Below are 14709 nucleotides of genomic sequence, written 5' to 3'. Positions count from 1 at the left end.
ACAGCGGACGTCCGCGACGCAGCGCCCTTGAACACCGAGTGGCTCAGGCGACCGGGTCGTTCCCGTCGGACGCGATCCCCAACTCCGAGCAGACCCGCGCCACCAACGCCTTGAGGCCAGCGACCTCGGCCTCCAGCCGCGCCACGTTGGCCTTGAGCGCTGCGACTTCGCCGAGCGACACATCGGCGCCCGCAGTCGATCCCATGCCGGCGCCGGCCGCCTCCTCGGCCGGCGCACCGCTCAGCAGGTGCGCCCAGCGGCTCTCGCGCGCGCCCGGCAGCCGCGCGAGCTTGACGACCAGCGCACCTGCGGGCCGTTGCGCCATCTCGTCGAGGAAGCCCTCGACCGCCGAGATGTCGGCGAAGTTGTGCATGCGATCGCAGGCGATGCGCAGTTCGCCCGCGGTCTGCGGTCCGCGCAGCATCAGCACGGTCAGCAGGATGATCGATTGCGAGGGGATCCGCAGCACGCCGTCGACGTTGTGGGCGTAGCGGAAGGTGCGCCCGCCGCTGGTCTCCGACACCAGGCTGTAGCCCTTGAGGCTGTCGAGGGCCGCCTGCGCCTCGGCGTCCGTCACTTCCAGGATCGGGTTGCGGCTGGTCTTCTGGTTGCAGCCCGCGACCAGCGCGTTGAGCGTGAGCGGATAGCTGTCGGGAACCGTGCGCTGCTTTTCGGCCAGGACGCCCAGCACGCGGGTCTCCAGCAGCGAGAGGGTCGGGAGTGGCGAGTTCATGGGGTTAGATTAGAAGTCGACCAGCGCCAGCCCGATGGTGAATACGGTGCGCTTGCGGTTGTAGTCGATCAGCGTGTCGCCGTAGCCGTAGAAGAGCTGGGTCTGGAAGCGCAGGTTGCTCTTGACCGGGTCGCCGATCACCTTCAGCCATTCGAGCCGGATCGCGCCCTTGCCGCCGTGCACCATGACGCCGACCTGATTGAGGCGGTTGACCTGCCAGGCGGCCCGGATGTCGGCGTTGCCCAGGTACTTGGTGATGTCGGGATTGTCGTCGTCGGCGGCGTTTTCGGAGATGCGTTTCCAGACCCGCCCGGTGATCACGAACTTGTCGCCGAGTTCGATGCCGCCCATCAGGTAGACCCGGTTCCAGCTGCGCGAGTACGGCAGGTCCTGGCCGTTCGATTGGTGCACCAGGCCCAGGCCGGTGTAGCGCAAGCGCCAGCCGCCCGGCAGCTGGTAGTCGGTCGGGTAGCTGTAGATCAGCTCGGGCTCGTGGTCGGTCGTGCGGAACGGCCGCGAGAGATCTTCGTTGAACACCTGCCAGGTCGACGCCTGCGAGTAGGCGAACCAGAGCCCGTCCTTCTTGATCGGGTCGTCCCCCGTGAGCAGTCCCTGCGCGAGCTTGGTGCGCAGCGACAGGCCGATGCGCATGTCCTGGGACTGGTAGGGCCGGTCGACTCCGGTGTGGTTGGGCGCCGGCGAGGTCGCGACTTCCGGGTCCCTCGCGGCCACCCCGAGGCCGACGCTGAGCGGTCGGTAGCCGCGGAAGCCGAACGTGCCGCAGTTGCTGCCGGCCTCGAGCTCCCAGAAGCGCGACAGCGGCGAGTACTGGTGGTCGCGGCAGCCGTCCTCGGTGGTGAGGGTGATCACGCGTGTGGCCGGCACCGTGGCGTCCACGGGCGGCTGGGTTTCGGCGAGCACCGGCGGCGCCGGCGGCACCGCGGCGGCCGGCAGGGTCTGCTGCTGGGCCCAGCGATCGAAGCAGGCCAGCCGCGCCTCGTTGTTGCCGCTGCCCGCGAGGCCTTGGCACTGCTGCCAGGTCAGTTGCGATTCGGCCAGCGGGCTGGGCGGCTTGTCCACGGCCTCGGCCTGCGCGCCGGTGGCGCCGATGCCTGCGAAAAAAGCGGTGAAAAAAAGAATGCGTTTGTTCATCGATCGCGGGTCGGGTCGCCTGTCTTGTTCATCACGAAGGGATGCGTGCTGTCGTTCGCGGCGTCGCGCCAGACGCCCTTCCATGCGTTGCCGCACGAGGACGCATCCAGCTCGCCCAGCCAGACGCCGCTGATGGCGTGGCCGTCCAGCGATTCGTCGAGACTCAGCATGCCGTCGTCGTCGATGTCGCCCGCCAGCCGGGCGACCGTGGCCGGCGCGCCGTCGCCGCCGCGCGTGATTGTGCCGCGCACGCCGGCGTAGTCCGGATGTTGGTCGAGCTTGACTTTTGCGACGCCTTTCAGGCCGTCGATGCGCGCCTCCCAGGTGCCGAACAAGGCCTCGAGCGGCAGCTCGGAGCCCTTGGCGGGGCAGGCAACCGGCGATGGGCCCGTCGGTGTCGATGGGGCCGCCGGCGCTCCCTGGGCCATCGCGCCGGCGGCAGCGAGGCAGGCGGCGGCCAGGCAGGCCGTCTGCAGAAACCTCATGGCGCCGAAGCGGCCGCCGCCGCCGCTGCGGCCGCGTTGTCCTGCACCTTGCGCGCGAACTCGGCGCGCAGCGCCTTGAGTTTCTCGCGCGGGTCTTCCTTGGCGGTCTTCTTGTCGAGCGCCATCTCGGCGATGAAGCGGCTCGGCTGGGCGGCGACCATCTCGCGGCCCTTCTTGCGCCGCTTGGTCCAGCTCACGGCCAGGCTGCGCTGGGCGCGCGTGATGCCCACGTACATCAGCCGGCGCTCTTCCTGCAGCCGCGTCAGCGTCTCGTCGCTGATCTTTTCCTGGCGGCCGCCGTCGTCGTCGAGCTTGAAGGGCAGCAGCCCCTCCGTCACACCGACCAGCATCACGTGCGGCCACTCCAGGCCCTTGGAGGCGTGCAGCGTCGACAGCGTGACCACGTTCTGGTCCTGTTCGCGCTCGCTGATGGTCGACAGCAGCGAGATCGTCTGCGCCACCTCGAGCAGGCTCTTGCGCTCGCTCTCGACCGTGGCGCCCGAGGCGTCGTCGATCGTGCCGCCGCAGCGCTGCGACATCCAGTCGCAGAACTCCATCACGTTGGTCCAGCGGCTGGCCGCGGCCTGCTCGCTGTCCTCGCCGTCGTACAGGTGCTTCTCGTAGTCGATCTCCTTGAGCCACTCGGCCAGGAAGGCGCGCGCGTCCTCGGCGCCCATGGTGCGGCGGGCCTTGTATTCGAGGTCGTTGATGTAGCGGCCGAACTCGTGCAGCCCCTCCTGCGCGCGTTTGGGCATCACGCTCGGCAGCGAGGGGCTGAACAGCGCCTCGAACAGGCTCAGCTTGTACTGGCTCGCGAAGGTGCCGAGGCTGGCCAGCGTGGTGTGGCCGATGCCGCGCTTGGGCGTGGTCACCGCGCGCAGGAAGGCCGGGTCGTCATCGTTGTTGACCCAGAGGCGGAACCAGCCGCACAGGTCCTTGATCTCGGCACGGTCGAAGAAGCTCTGGCCGCCCGAGACCTTGTACGGGATCTGCGCCTTGCGCAGCGCCTGCTCGAACACGCGGGCCTGGTGGTTGGCGCGGTAGAGGATCGCGAAGTCGCGGAACTCCTTGTGCTGCGGGCCCTGCGCGGTGGCGTCGCCGGCGCGCAGGCTCTGGATGCGCGCCACCGTGCGCTCGGCCTCGTGGGCCTCGCTGTCGGCGTCGACGATGCGCACTGGCTCGCCCTCGCCGAGTTCGCTGAACAGCGTCTTCGGGAACAGCTTGGGGTTCGGCCCGATCACGTTGTTGGCGGCGCGCAGGATCGCGCTGGTGCTGCGGTAGTTCTGCTCCAGCTTGATGACCTTGAGGGTCGGGTAGTCGACCGGCAGCTTCTTGAGGTTGTCGAGCGTGGCGCCGCGCCAGCCGTAGATCGACTGGTCGTCGTCGCCCACCGCGGTGAAGCGGCCGCGCTCGCCGACCAGCGCCTTGAGCACCTCGTACTGGGTCGCGTTGGTGTCCTGGTATTCGTCGACCAGCACGTGGCCGAGCGCGGCCTGCCATTTGGCGCGCACCTCGTCGTGCTGCTGAAGCAGCTTGAGCGGCATGCCGATCAGGTCGTCGAAGTCGACGCTCTGGTAGGCCGCCAGCCGCTCCTCGTAGCGCGCCATGATGCGCGCCGTGATGCGCTCGTTGTCGTCGGCCGCCTGGGCCTCGGCCTGGGCCGCGTTGAGGCCCATGTTCTTCCACTTGCTGATGGTCCACTGCCAGATGCGGGCGGTGGCCGCGTCGGTGGTGCCGCCGGCGTCCTTGAGGATCTTGGTGACGTCGTCGCTGTCGAGGATGCTGAAGGCCGGCTTCAGGCCCAGCACGGCGCCGTCCTCGCGCATCATGCGCACGCCCAGCGCGTGGAAGGTGCAGACCACCACGTGCCTGGCGTCGCGCCCGATCAGGCCCTTGGCGCGCTCGCGCATCTCGGAGGCCGCCTTGTTGGTGAAGGTGATGGCGGCGATCCGCTTGGGCTCCAGGCCGGCCTGGATCAGGCGCGCGATCTTGTGCGTGATCACGCGCGTCTTGCCCGAGCCCGCGCCGGCAAGGACCAGGCAGGGGCCGTGCATGTAGTTGACGGCTTCTTGTTGCGCGAGATTGAGACCGGAAGACATGGAGTTCGGGAACGGAAGGCGCAAACGGCCAATGATACGGGGGCCTTCGCGGCGGCTCGGCCGGGCGGATGTGCTAGGGCTTCGGCCGAAGCCGGCGCCGGAGCCCAAGCACAATGGGCTGCGTGCTGCAGATATTTTTGGTTACTGTTCCCTTCTTTGCCTTGATCGCCGCCGGCTATGCGGCCGCGCGCGGCGGCCTGTTGCCGCTGTCGTCGATTCCGGGGCTGAACGCCTTCGTCCTTTATTTCGCGTTGCCGTGCATGCTGTTCCGCTTCGGTGCCAATGCGCCGATCGGCCAGTTGCTGGACGGCGGCGTGGCGCTGGTGTGGGGCCTGAGCGCGTTGATCGTGGTCGGCGCCACGGTGGCCCTGAGCCGCAACGGGCGCATTGGCTGGAACGACGCTGCATTCGGTGCGCTGGTGGCGGCCTTCCCGAACACCGGCTTCATGGGCGTGCCGCTGCTGGTGGCGATCCTCGGCGCCCAGGCGGCCTCGCCCACCATCATCACCATCGCGTTCGACATGATCGTCACCTCGTCGCTGTGCATCGCGCTGTCGCGGCTCGACGGCGCCGACGAGCATGGGGCCGCCAAGGCGGCGCGGCAGGCGCTGCGCGGCATCCTGCTGAACCCGATGCCGTGGTCGATCCTGCTGGGCGTGCTGGCCTCGGCGACGCGGCTGGCGCTCCCGGGCCCGGTCGACCGCACGGTTGCGATGCTGGCCGAGGCGGCTTCGCCGGTGGCGCTGTTCACGATCGGCGCGGTGCTGGCGCGCTCGGCGCTGCTGGCGCGCGAGCACCGCGCCAGCGCGGTCGTCGCGCAGGCCCTGGGCAGTGCGGCCGGCGGGCCCGGGTCGCCGCCGCAGGCGCGGCTCGCCGATGTGCTGCCGGTGGTCGCGATCAAGCTGATCGCGCATCCCTTGCTGGTCTACGGCGTCGCCCGCGGCGCCATGGCGCTCGGCCTGCCGCTGGGAACGCCGGCCCTGGTGGCGATCGTGCTGGTGGCCGCGCTGCCCAGCGCCAGCAACGTGTCGATGCTGGCCGAGCGCTTCGGCGCCGACAACGGCCGCATCGCCCGCATCATCCTGTGGAGCACGGTGGCGGCGTTTTTCAGCTTTCCGGTGGTCGCGCTCGCCCCCAGGTTGGCTCACTTCGTGTAGCCGCCCACCCCCTACCGGGGGCGCAGTCAGCGGCCCGGCGAAGCCGGTTCCGCGACTGCCCACGAACCGGCGCGCTGCGCGCAGCCGTAGAAGAACCCAGCGCCAGTATCCACCGGCCGGCGCAGCCAGGCCCGTTGGTGAAACACCGCGGAACCGGCTTCGCCGGGCCGCTGGTGTTGCCCCCGGTAGGGGGTGGGCGCCCCGACACGAAGTGCGGGGCAACCTGGGGGCGAGCTAGGGCGTCAAGACCCCGAGCTTGTAGGGGTCGGCATCGGACAGCAGCTCGCAGTGCGACGGGTCGCGCCCTTGCGTGCCGTCGCAATAGAAGGTGTTGTGGACCCGGCCGAACAGCGTGGGGGTCGAGGTGAACAGAACCCCCTGGTTCGGGTTCCAGGTGTCCTTCGCGGCAGGTGCGCCGGAGGCCGGGGCCGGCATCGCGGCGGGGCCGGACTCGCCGGCCGGCGGGTTGAACTCCGCCTGCGTCCGATGCGCCCCATCCTCGCCCCGCCAGCGGCTCGCGAGTTCGCCGGGCTGCGGCCGGCTGGCGACCGGGATCAGCAGCGCGTGGATCTGGAAGCCGCGCCCGAAACGGTGCTCCTTGCCGGCCAGGAACGCGAAGGCGCAAGCTGCCTGGCACTGGCCCTTGGCCTCGGTGTTGACGCCAGAAGCCTGGATCGCACGCGCATACGCCTTGGCGACCTCGGCCGAGCCGCCCAGCGCGTTCTCGAAGACCACGGTGCGCACCTGGCCGCTGGCCAGCTGCGATTCGAAATCCTTGAGGGCGCTGCCATCGAGCATGCCGCTGACCAGCAGCCGGTTGCCTTCGAGCTCCAGCTCCGCCGCCGGTGCGCCGGTGGCCAGGCAAGCAATCGCAAGGCCCAGGCCCCACAAAGTCCTAGAAAGCGTCTTCATGAGATGACCTTTCGCAGAACCCCGCAGTGGGTTCTGACGCATCCATAGCTTGGGCAGCGAGCCGGCGCTTCGTCAACCGTTGTTGCAGAGTATTTCTTGCTTTTTTCTCACGAAGAAGGGGTTTGCGTGAACTATTGCCTTTGGCTAATGCTTCTGTATTCAGAAGCGCTGCTAAAGTGGGCTCCTGCATCGGGAGAGTGGCATGACGACTTTGACACGCGGGGTGCTGTGGATGGTGTGGCTGGCCGTCGTCGGCTGGCTGTGGGTCGGCGGGGCGCTCGGAACCGGGGCTGCCTTGGCAGCGGCCGTGCTGAGCCTGCTGCTCTTCGTCCCAGGGGCTGTCCGGCGCCGCCGATCCGGCCTCCAGTACGTGGAAATGGGCAAGGAGCCGGTCGGGTTGCTGTAGCGCTCCCGGTTCCGCGGCGTTTCCGCGATGGGCGCGCCGCTCGCGTCAGATGCTCTGCGGATCGACGTCCACCAGCCAGCGGATCACGCCCTTGCCCTCGGGCTGGCGGCGCAGCGCGTGCAGCAGCGGCTGCCATTCCGCCAGCAGCCGCTGCAGGGCGGCGCGCGAGCCGCTCTCGATCAGCATCTGCGCCCGCTCCACATTGGCCACCCGCTGGATCGCGAGCGGCACCGCGGGGTAGCGCGTGACCCGGTCGGCGCCCGGTAGCGCGTCGGCCGCGGCACTGGCGGCATTCAGGAACGCCTGCGCCGCGTCCTGCGTGCGCGCGTCGGCCCTGAGCAGCGCCTGGAAGGCGAAGGGCGGCATGCCGGCGGCCGCTCGCTCCTCCAGTTCGCCCTGGGCGAAGGCGGCATAGTCATGCCGCCGCAGCGCGGCGAACAGCGGGTGCTGCGGATGATGGGTCTGGATCCACATCTCGGCGGTCGCCTCCTGCGCCGTCAGGTAGGCGGCATCGCGTCCGGCCCGGCCGGCCGACTGCATCAGGAGGCTGAACAGCCGCTCGGGCGCGCGGAAGTCGCTCGAGAACAGGGCGCCATCGGGGTTGATGGCCGACACCAGCGTGATGCGGCGGAAGTCGTGGCCCTTGGCGATCATCTGCGTGCCCACCAGCACGTCGACCTCGCCGGCGTGCACCGCGGCGAGCTGCGACTCGAGCGCCCCCTGCTTGCGCGTGCTGTCGGCGTCGATGCGGGCGACGCGCACCGCGCTGCCGTCGGGCCGCCGGACCGCGGCGAACAGCTCGCCCAGGTGCTCCTCGAGCCGCTCCGTGCCCCGGCCGACCGGTGCGATGTCGGGATTGCCGCAGGCCGGGCAGGCGCGAGGCACGCGCTCGGTGAAGCCGCAGTGGTGGCAGCGCAGCGTGCGGTCGATCTTGTGGAACACGCGGTAGGCGCTGCAATGCGGGCATTCGCTCTTCCAGCCGCAGTCGCCACAGGCCAGCACCGGTGCGTAGCCGCGCCGGTTCAGGAACACCATGCTCTGCTCGCCGCGCGCGATGCGCTGGCCGATGGCGTCGAGCAGCGCGCCCGACAGCACGGTCTTCGGCGGCTGCAGGTTCATGTCGACCAGCCGCACCGCCGGCAGCGCGCCGGCCCCGACGCGCGAGGGCATTGCCAGCCGCAGGTAGTTGCCGCCGGCGTCCTCGCCCTCGGCCGGCCGGCTGCGATGCCAGCTTTCGAGCGATGGCGTCGCCGAGCCGAGGATCACCTTGGCACCCTCGCGCCGGCCGCGCCAGACGGCCAGGTCGCGGGCCGAGTAGCGTGCGCCTTCCTGCTGCTTGTAGCTGGGGTCGTGTTCCTCGTCGACCACGATCAGCCGCAGCGCCGGCATCGAGGCGAACACCGCCATCCGGGTGCCGAGCACGATGCGCGCCGCGCCGCCGTGCGCTGCCAGCCAGCTGGCGAGCCGTTGCGGGTTCGTCATGCCGCTGTGCAGCGAGACCACCGAGTCGGCGCCGAAACGCGCCTTGAAGCGGGCTTCCAGCTGCGGCGTCAGGTTGATCTCGGGCACCATCACCAGCGCCTGCGCCTCGGGCTCGCGCTCGAGCAGCGTCGCCACGCAGCGCAGGTAGACCTCGGTCTTGCCGCTGCCGGTGCTGCCGAACAGCAGGAAGGGGCCGGGCTCGGCATCGAAGCGGGCCAGCGCGGCGGCCTGCTCGGCGGTGAGCGCCACCGCGGGGCCGTCGGGCGCTGCGTTGCCGGCGCGCGCCGCAGGGGCCTGGCGCTTGAGCCGCCGTGCCAGCTGGACCGCGCTCAGGTCCCGCAACTGCGGCGGCAGGGCCGCCAGCGCGATCTCGCCAAGCGAGCGCTGGTAGTAGCGCGCGGCGAAGGCCACCAGGTCGCGCCAGGCCTCGCCCAGCGCAGGCAAGGCGTCCAGGGCGCCGGCGACCGGCTTGAGTTCCATCGGGGAAGGCGGGTCGGCCTCCAGGCTGCGCACCGCCCAGGCCACGCCCAGCACCTCGCGGCGGCCCAACGGCACCCGCACGAGGGCCCCCGGAGTCAGGGCGACGTGGCTTTTGTAGCTAAGTACATCCCCTAGTGCGCTGTGCGCCGGGGTCTGGACGGCGACGTCGATGCACCAGTTCAAGGCGGGTTCCCGCTGCGCGGGTTTGTTAAAGCGACTTTGAGCAAATGGACTTAAGTTGTTGATTTTTCAGTGCTTTGCAGTCCATCCAGAGTTTCTGTGGATAACTTTGTTGATATCCCGCCTCGACTCGTCGCCAGCCCTTGAAAATCAAGGCTTCGGCTGGAATGCACGCAAAAAAAGCAAAGTTCAAAACCTATATGAATCAATGACTTAGCTTCGCTATCGCTTTAGGAGCAGCCTTTATCGAGCGTCAGATGTTTTTGCGCACCGCAGCAGCCGTTTTGTGCATAAGTCAGTCCCTCCTCACCGTTTTGGCGCTTGACAAACGCTCGGGCAGTCGATCTCCGGTGCTTACAAGTCATAACAATGCGCTCAGGAACGAAGCAGGCGGGACTGCGCATGCACCGCGTTCACGAGGGCCGCCACGTGGTCGGGCGGGGTGAACTGGCTGATGCCATGGCCCAGGTTGAACACGTGCGTCGCTCCGGTGGTGTCCGGGTCGGTGTGCGGGCGGCCAAAGCTCTGCAGCACCTTGGCCACTTCCTCTTCGATCTGGCGCGGCTGCGCGAACAGCACATTGGGGTCGATGTTGCCTTGCAGGGCCTTGCCCGCCGGGCCTTCACCCACCAGCGCGCGCGCGCGTCCGAGGTTGACGGTCCAGTCCAGCCCCAGCACCTCGCAGTCGAGCGGCTGCATTTCTTCGAGCCAGAGTCCGCCGCCCTTGGTGAACACGATGCGCGGCACCGGCCGGCCGTCGGCGCCGTCGCGCTTGAGCTGCGACAGCACGCGCTGCGTGTAGGCCAGGCTGAAGACCTGGAAGGCGCCGTCGGCCAGCACGCCGCCCCAGCTGTCGAACACCATCACGGCCTGGGCGCCGGCGTCGATCTGCGCGTTGAGGTAGGCGGCCACGGCGTCGGCGTTGACGGCCAGCAGCCGGTGCATGAGGTCGGGGCGGCTGTAGAGCAGTGTCTTGACCTGCCGGTAGTCGCTCGACCCCGCGCCCTCGACCATGTAGCAGGCCAGTGTCCACGGGCTGCCCGAGAAGCCGATCAGCGGCACCCGGCCGGCGAGCGCGCGGCGGATCGACGTGACGGCATCGAAGACGTAGCGCAGCTTGTCCATGTCGGGCACGGCCAGGGCCGCGATCGAGGCCTCGTCGCGCACCGGCCGAGCGAATCGCGGGCCTTCGCCAGCCTCGAACGAGAGGCCGAGCCCCATCGCGTCGGGCACCGTCAGGATGTCGGAGAACAGGATCGCGGCATCGAGCGCGAAGCGCTCGAGCGGCTGCAGCGTGACCTCGGTCGCGAAGTCCACGTTGGTGGCCAGGCCCATGAAGCTGCCGGCCTTGGCCCGGGTGGCCAGGTACTCGGGCAGGTAGCGTCCGGCCTGGCGCATCAGCCAGACGGGGGTGTGGTCGGTGGCCTGGCGCCAGCAGGCGCGCAGGAACGTGTCGTTCTTCAGGGGGGCGAAAGGCATCCTGCGATTGTCGCAGGGGCGTCGAATGACCTTGGCACAGCAGCGCTTTGGCATGCGCCTTCGTAGCGGCCGGGCGGCTCGGGCCGGCGCCGGGCCGCCCCCTCGGGGAGCGTGGGTCCGGTCAGGACTTGTACTTGATGGAACAGCCGTAGGGTCGGGTGGCCGCGGCGCTGATCGCCTTGCCCCCGAAGGCTTCGCCGAGCGCCTGGTTGACGTAGTTGGTGGCGGTCTTGATGTCCTCGGCGCGGGACGAGGGGATGCTGTCGATCCCGCCGGCATAGACCAGCGTGCCCTTGGGGTCGACGATGAAGATGTGCGGCGTCGTGCGGGCCCCGTAGGCGCGGCCGATGACCCCGTCTTCGTCCATCAGCACGGCCGTCGGCGCGCCCGATTGCGCCTTCATCCAGGCGGCCAGCGCCGCCGGCTTCAGGTAGTCGCTGGCGCCGCGCTCGGTCGAATTGATGGCCAGCCAGACCACGCCCTGGGCGGTGGCGGCCTTCTGCGTGGCGGGCATGTTGCCGCTGCCGTAGTGCTTGCCGACGAAGGGGCAGCCCGGATTGGTCCATTCGAGCACCACGAACTTGCCGGCGAAGTCCGACAGGCGGTGCTGCGCGCCGGCGGTGTCGACGGCGACGAAATCGGGCGCGGGCTGGCCGACGGCGGGCGCGGCGGCGGCTTGCGCGTTCATCAGGAAGGTGGCGCCAAGTGCGACGGCGGCCGTCATGATGGCGCGCCGCGAGGCTCGGCTGAGGGCGGCGCGGGCATCGCGCGCGGCGCGGTAGGAACGCGAGGCGGAGGATGACGATGACATGGTCAGCTTGTACTCCCGGTGATAAATACTCAACAACTGCGACAGCTTAGAACAGATTCCTCATGTTCATGTGACAACCCGTTAAGGCCGGCGCCGGGCCGCCCCAAGGCGGCCTGCGGCCCCCTTTGGGGGGCAGCGACCACACGCAGTGAGGGAGCGTGGGGGGCCAGTAAGGCCGGCGCCGGGCCGCCCCAAGGCGGCCTGCGGCCCCCTTGGGGGGCAGCGACCACACGCAGTGAGGGAGCGTGGGGGGCCAGTAAGGCCGGCGCCGGGGCGCTCCGCGGCCCCCGAAGGAGCCAATGATGCCCGGTGTCAAAGCGCCGCGAGCGCGGCGCGCAGTTCATCCTTGCCGAGTATTTCCGTCAGCACCACGGGCGGCTTTCCCGGTGCTTGCAAGACATAGACCGGGACCCCGCTGCGCCCGAGCGCGGTCAGCGCCGCGGTGATGGCCGGGTCGCGCCGGGTCCAGTCGGCGCGCAGCAGCGCGACCTGGCGGGCGTCGAAATCGGCCAGCACCTCGGCGCTGTCCAGCGTGCTGCGCTTGTTGTACTGGCAGGTCACGCACCAGGCGGCCGTGAAATCCACGAACACCGGCCGGCCGGCGGCCGCCAGTTCGCGCGCGCGTTCGGCCGACCAGGGCTGCCAGCGCTGGCCCGCGGCGGCCGAGCTGGCTGCGGGCTCGGCCGGCCGCACCACATGGCCGCCGATGGCGCCCGCCAGCACGGCGGTCAGGGCCACGGTCAGGCCGGTGAGCACGAGCCGGGTGCGGCCGCGCAGGGTCAGCGCCCAGGCGATGGCGGCGAGGCACACGAGCAGGCCCAGCAGGGCGCCGGCGCCGTCGATGCCGCTTTGCTGGCCCAGCACCCAGACCAGCCAGGCGACCGTGGCGAACATCGGGAACGCGAGCAGGCGGCGCAGGGTGTTCATCCAGGCGCCGGGCCTGGGCAGCAGGCGGGCCACGGCCGGCACGAAGCCGGCCGCCAGGTAGGGCAGGGCGAGGCCGAAGCCGAGCACGCCGAACATCAGCAGGGCCTGGCTGGCGGGCAGGCCGATCGCGAAGCCCAGCGAGGCGCCCATGAACGGCGCGGTGCAGGGCGAGGCGACCACCACTGCGAGCACGCCCGACAGGAAGTCGTTGGCCAGCGGATGGCGGGCCTGGACGGCGCCGAGCGACGCCGGCGCCATGCGGCCGAACTCGAACAGGCCGGCCAGGTTGAGGCCGATCAGGGTGAACAGGGCCGCGAGGACGGCCACCACGGCGGGCGACTGCAGCTGGAAGCCCCAGCCGAGCTGCGCGCCGGCGGCGCGCAACGCCAGCATCGCGCCACCCAGCGCCAGGAAGGACAGGACCACGCCGCCGGTGTAGGCCAGTGCGGCCAGTCGGTGGGCGCGCCGGTCGTCGGCATGGCGCGTGAAGCCGAGCACCTTGATCGCGAGCACCGGGAACACGCAGGGCATGAGGTTCAGCAGCAGGCCGCCGATCAGCGCGCCCAGGAGGGCGACGATGAAGCCGCCTGCGGCCTGTGGCTGCGGCTGCGGCGCCGCGGCATTGGCTTCGAGCGCGGCCTGCAAGGCCGGCGAGACCTGGGCCGGGGCCGCGGTGGCCGGCCAGACGCCGGCGACCGGCGCCTCGGCGCGCCAGGCGATCGGCTGGCCGGCCTGCCGGTCGGCCTCGGCGAGCGTCACCACCACCGGCATCACCGCCGGGCTGGCGCTGCGCTGCGCCGCCAGCGGCACGGTGGCGGTCCAGGCCTCGCCCTGCCAGGCCTGCGTCCAGTCCTTGCCCTGCACGGCGGCGGAGTGGATCACTTCGGCGGTTTCGGGGAAGAATTCGAGGGTCCTGCCTTGTGCGGCGGCGGGCAGGCCTTCGAGCCGGACCTGCAGCTTGTCGCCGTCCACCGTGATCCGGCCCGGCCGGGCCAGCGGCGCCGGCTGCGCCGCGAAGGCGGCATCGAATTCCGCCTTGTGAAGCGCCGTCGAGCCCTGCAACGGCAGCTTGAGCAGGAACTCGCCTTCTTCGGGTATGCACTCCTTGCTGCACACCAGCCAGGAAGCCTTGAGCCTGACGTCGATCTGGGCGGCACCCGCGAGGGCCGGCTGCGGCTTGAAATCGGGCGCCACCGTGAGCGGCACCGGCAGCAGCAGCGCGTCCTCGTAGCCGAAATTGGCCAGGTTGCCGATCCGGATCTTCCTCGGCACCGGCCAGGCGATGTCGCCGGGGGAGACGCCCGCCGGGAGCGACCAGGCCAGTTCGGTCGGCAGGCCGGAGTCGCCCGCGTTCTTCCAGTAGGTGTGCCAGCCGGGCTGGTGCACGATCTGCAGGCCGAGCCAGACCGGGGCACCGGGGGCCACGCCGTCCGGCGCATGGGCGACCAGTTCGGCCCGTACGTGCGGGGTCGTGACCACCGGGCCGATACGGGAAGTCAGCTGAGCCGCGGCTGGCAGGCAGACTGCGAAGGCGGCGAAGAGAAAGCTCGCGAAACGAAGGCGGGAAAGATGAGGCATGCCGTCAGTCGGAGCGGGCCGGCGCGGCGAAGTTCCGGCGCCGGCTCACGGGCCCCACCCCAGCACCACGCGCCGGCTGTTGGCGCTCTTCTTCTCGATCTTGGTGACCACCACGGCGCCGATCTCGCGCGTGTTCGCGACATGCGTGCCGCCGCAGGGCTGGAAATCGATCGCCTGGCCGTCTCCCACGGGTCCGATGCGGATCGTTCGGACCGTGCCCGTGCCGCGCGGCGGCTGCACGCTCATGCTCTTGACCAGGGCCGGATTGGCGTCGAGCTCGGCATCGCTGATCGCGCCGACGGCCAGCGGGTGGGCGGCAGCCACCAGCCGCGCCAGGCCGGCCGTCAGGGCCTCCTTGTCGAGCGGCTCGGTCATGTGGAAGTCGAGCCGCGCGTAGTCGGGCGTGATCGAGCAGCCGTTGACCGGCTGCGGCACCAGGTGGCACAGCAGGTGGGTCGCGGTGTGGAAGCGCATCAACCGGTGCCGGCGCTCCCAGTCGATGCGTGCGGTCACGCGGTCGCCGGGCCGCAGCGCGGCCGCCAGCGCCTCCTGGCCGGGCGCGGGCACGTGGAGGATCCGGTCGGTCGGCCGGCCTTCGGCATCCTTGGCCTTGCGGGTGTCGGCGATGGCGAGTTCGCGGCCGTCGGCCAGCAGCAACCGGCCGCTGTCGCCGGCCTGGCCGCCGCCCATCGGATAGAACACCGTGCGGTCGAGCAGGATGCCGGCCTCGTCGACGCCCATCACCAGGGCCTCGCACTCGCGCAGGTAGGCATCGGAACGGAACAGGTCGTCGGTCATGGCTCGATGGTAGCGGTGCGGCCGGACGGG

Annotated in this window: 12 protein-coding genes; 2 read left to right on the top strand and 10 right to left on the bottom strand. The window is 70.4% G+C overall.

All coding sequences use genetic code 11. From position 1 onward, the window contains the following. Positions 1-43: 43 nt before the first annotated feature. From AC1D2O_RS31240 to AC1D2O_RS31225, 4 genes are read right to left on the bottom strand one after another with little or no spacing between them, the layout of a single operon-like run. The gene (locus AC1D2O_RS31240) at positions 44-733 is read right to left on the bottom strand and encodes a YceH family protein (RefSeq protein WP_478088924.1); all 690 of its coding nucleotides are present in this window, start codon (positions 731-733) and stop codon (positions 44-46) included. A gap of 9 nt (positions 734-742) precedes the next feature. Continuing rightward, the gene (locus AC1D2O_RS31235) at positions 743-1885 is read right to left on the bottom strand and encodes a phospholipase A (RefSeq protein WP_478088925.1); all 1143 of its coding nucleotides are present in this window, start codon (positions 1883-1885) and stop codon (positions 743-745) included. After that, positions 1882-2370: a hypothetical protein gene (locus tag AC1D2O_RS31230; protein WP_478088926.1), complete on the bottom strand. Its 489-nt coding sequence runs from the start codon at positions 2368-2370 to the stop codon at positions 1882-1884. The genes AC1D2O_RS31235 and AC1D2O_RS31230 overlap by 4 nt, the downstream gene beginning before the upstream one ends. Further along, positions 2367-4469 (bottom strand): ATP-dependent helicase, encoded by a 2103-nt coding sequence (locus tag AC1D2O_RS31225; RefSeq protein WP_478158448.1) that lies wholly within the window; start codon positions 4467-4469, stop codon positions 2367-2369. The genes AC1D2O_RS31230 and AC1D2O_RS31225 overlap by 4 nt, the downstream gene beginning before the upstream one ends. A 122-nt stretch (positions 4470-4591) precedes the next feature. Here AC1D2O_RS31225 and AC1D2O_RS31220 point away from each other — a divergent pair, with 122 nt between their 5' ends. After that, positions 4592-5626, top strand: a complete 1035-nt coding sequence (locus AC1D2O_RS31220; protein WP_478088929.1) for an AEC family transporter — start codon at positions 4592-4594, stop codon at positions 5624-5626. A gap of 234 nt (positions 5627-5860) precedes the next feature. Here the strand turns inward: AC1D2O_RS31220 and AC1D2O_RS31215 are convergent, their stop codons facing one another. Further along, the gene (locus AC1D2O_RS31215; protein WP_478088931.1) at positions 5861-6538 is read right to left on the bottom strand and encodes a hypothetical protein; all 678 of its coding nucleotides are present in this window, start codon (positions 6536-6538) and stop codon (positions 5861-5863) included. Positions 6539-6740: 202 nt separating this feature from the next. On the opposite strand from AC1D2O_RS31215, the gene AC1D2O_RS31210 reads away from it, so the two are divergent. After that, the gene (locus AC1D2O_RS31210; protein WP_478088932.1) at positions 6741-6944 is read left to right on the top strand and encodes a hypothetical protein; all 204 of its coding nucleotides are present in this window, start codon (positions 6741-6743) and stop codon (positions 6942-6944) included. 45 nt (positions 6945-6989) lie between these two features. On the opposite strand, the gene AC1D2O_RS31205 is transcribed toward AC1D2O_RS31210, so the two are convergent. The 5 genes from AC1D2O_RS31205 to AC1D2O_RS31185 all read right to left on the bottom strand — a co-directional run bounded on the left by AC1D2O_RS31205 (position 6990) and on the right by AC1D2O_RS31185 (position 14679). Further along, positions 6990-9089: a primosomal protein N' gene (locus AC1D2O_RS31205; RefSeq protein WP_478088934.1), complete on the bottom strand. Its 2100-nt coding sequence runs from the start codon at positions 9087-9089 to the stop codon at positions 6990-6992. Between the two features lie 372 nt (positions 9090-9461). Next, positions 9462-10565, bottom strand: coding sequence for a uroporphyrinogen decarboxylase (gene hemE, locus AC1D2O_RS31200; RefSeq protein WP_478088935.1), 1104 nt, complete (start codon positions 10563-10565; stop codon positions 9462-9464). Between the two features lie 121 nt (positions 10566-10686). Beyond that, complete coding sequence (locus tag AC1D2O_RS31195; RefSeq protein ID WP_478158447.1) at positions 10687-11376, bottom strand: redoxin domain-containing protein; 690 nt, start codon at positions 11374-11376, stop codon at positions 10687-10689. 312 nt (positions 11377-11688) lie between these two features. Next, on the bottom strand, positions 11689-13881 hold the full coding sequence (locus AC1D2O_RS31190; protein WP_478158446.1) for a protein-disulfide reductase DsbD family protein: 2193 nt from the start codon (positions 13879-13881) through the stop codon (positions 11689-11691). A gap of 45 nt (positions 13882-13926) precedes the next feature. Beyond that, positions 13927-14679: an alanyl-tRNA editing protein gene (locus AC1D2O_RS31185; RefSeq protein ID WP_478092386.1), complete on the bottom strand. Its 753-nt coding sequence runs from the start codon at positions 14677-14679 to the stop codon at positions 13927-13929. Positions 14680-14709: the final 30 nt, after the last annotated feature.

The sequence above is a fragment of the Variovorax sp. P1_G12 genome (assembly GCF_056405555.1).
This window is presented reverse-complemented; position numbering and strand designations above follow the sequence as displayed.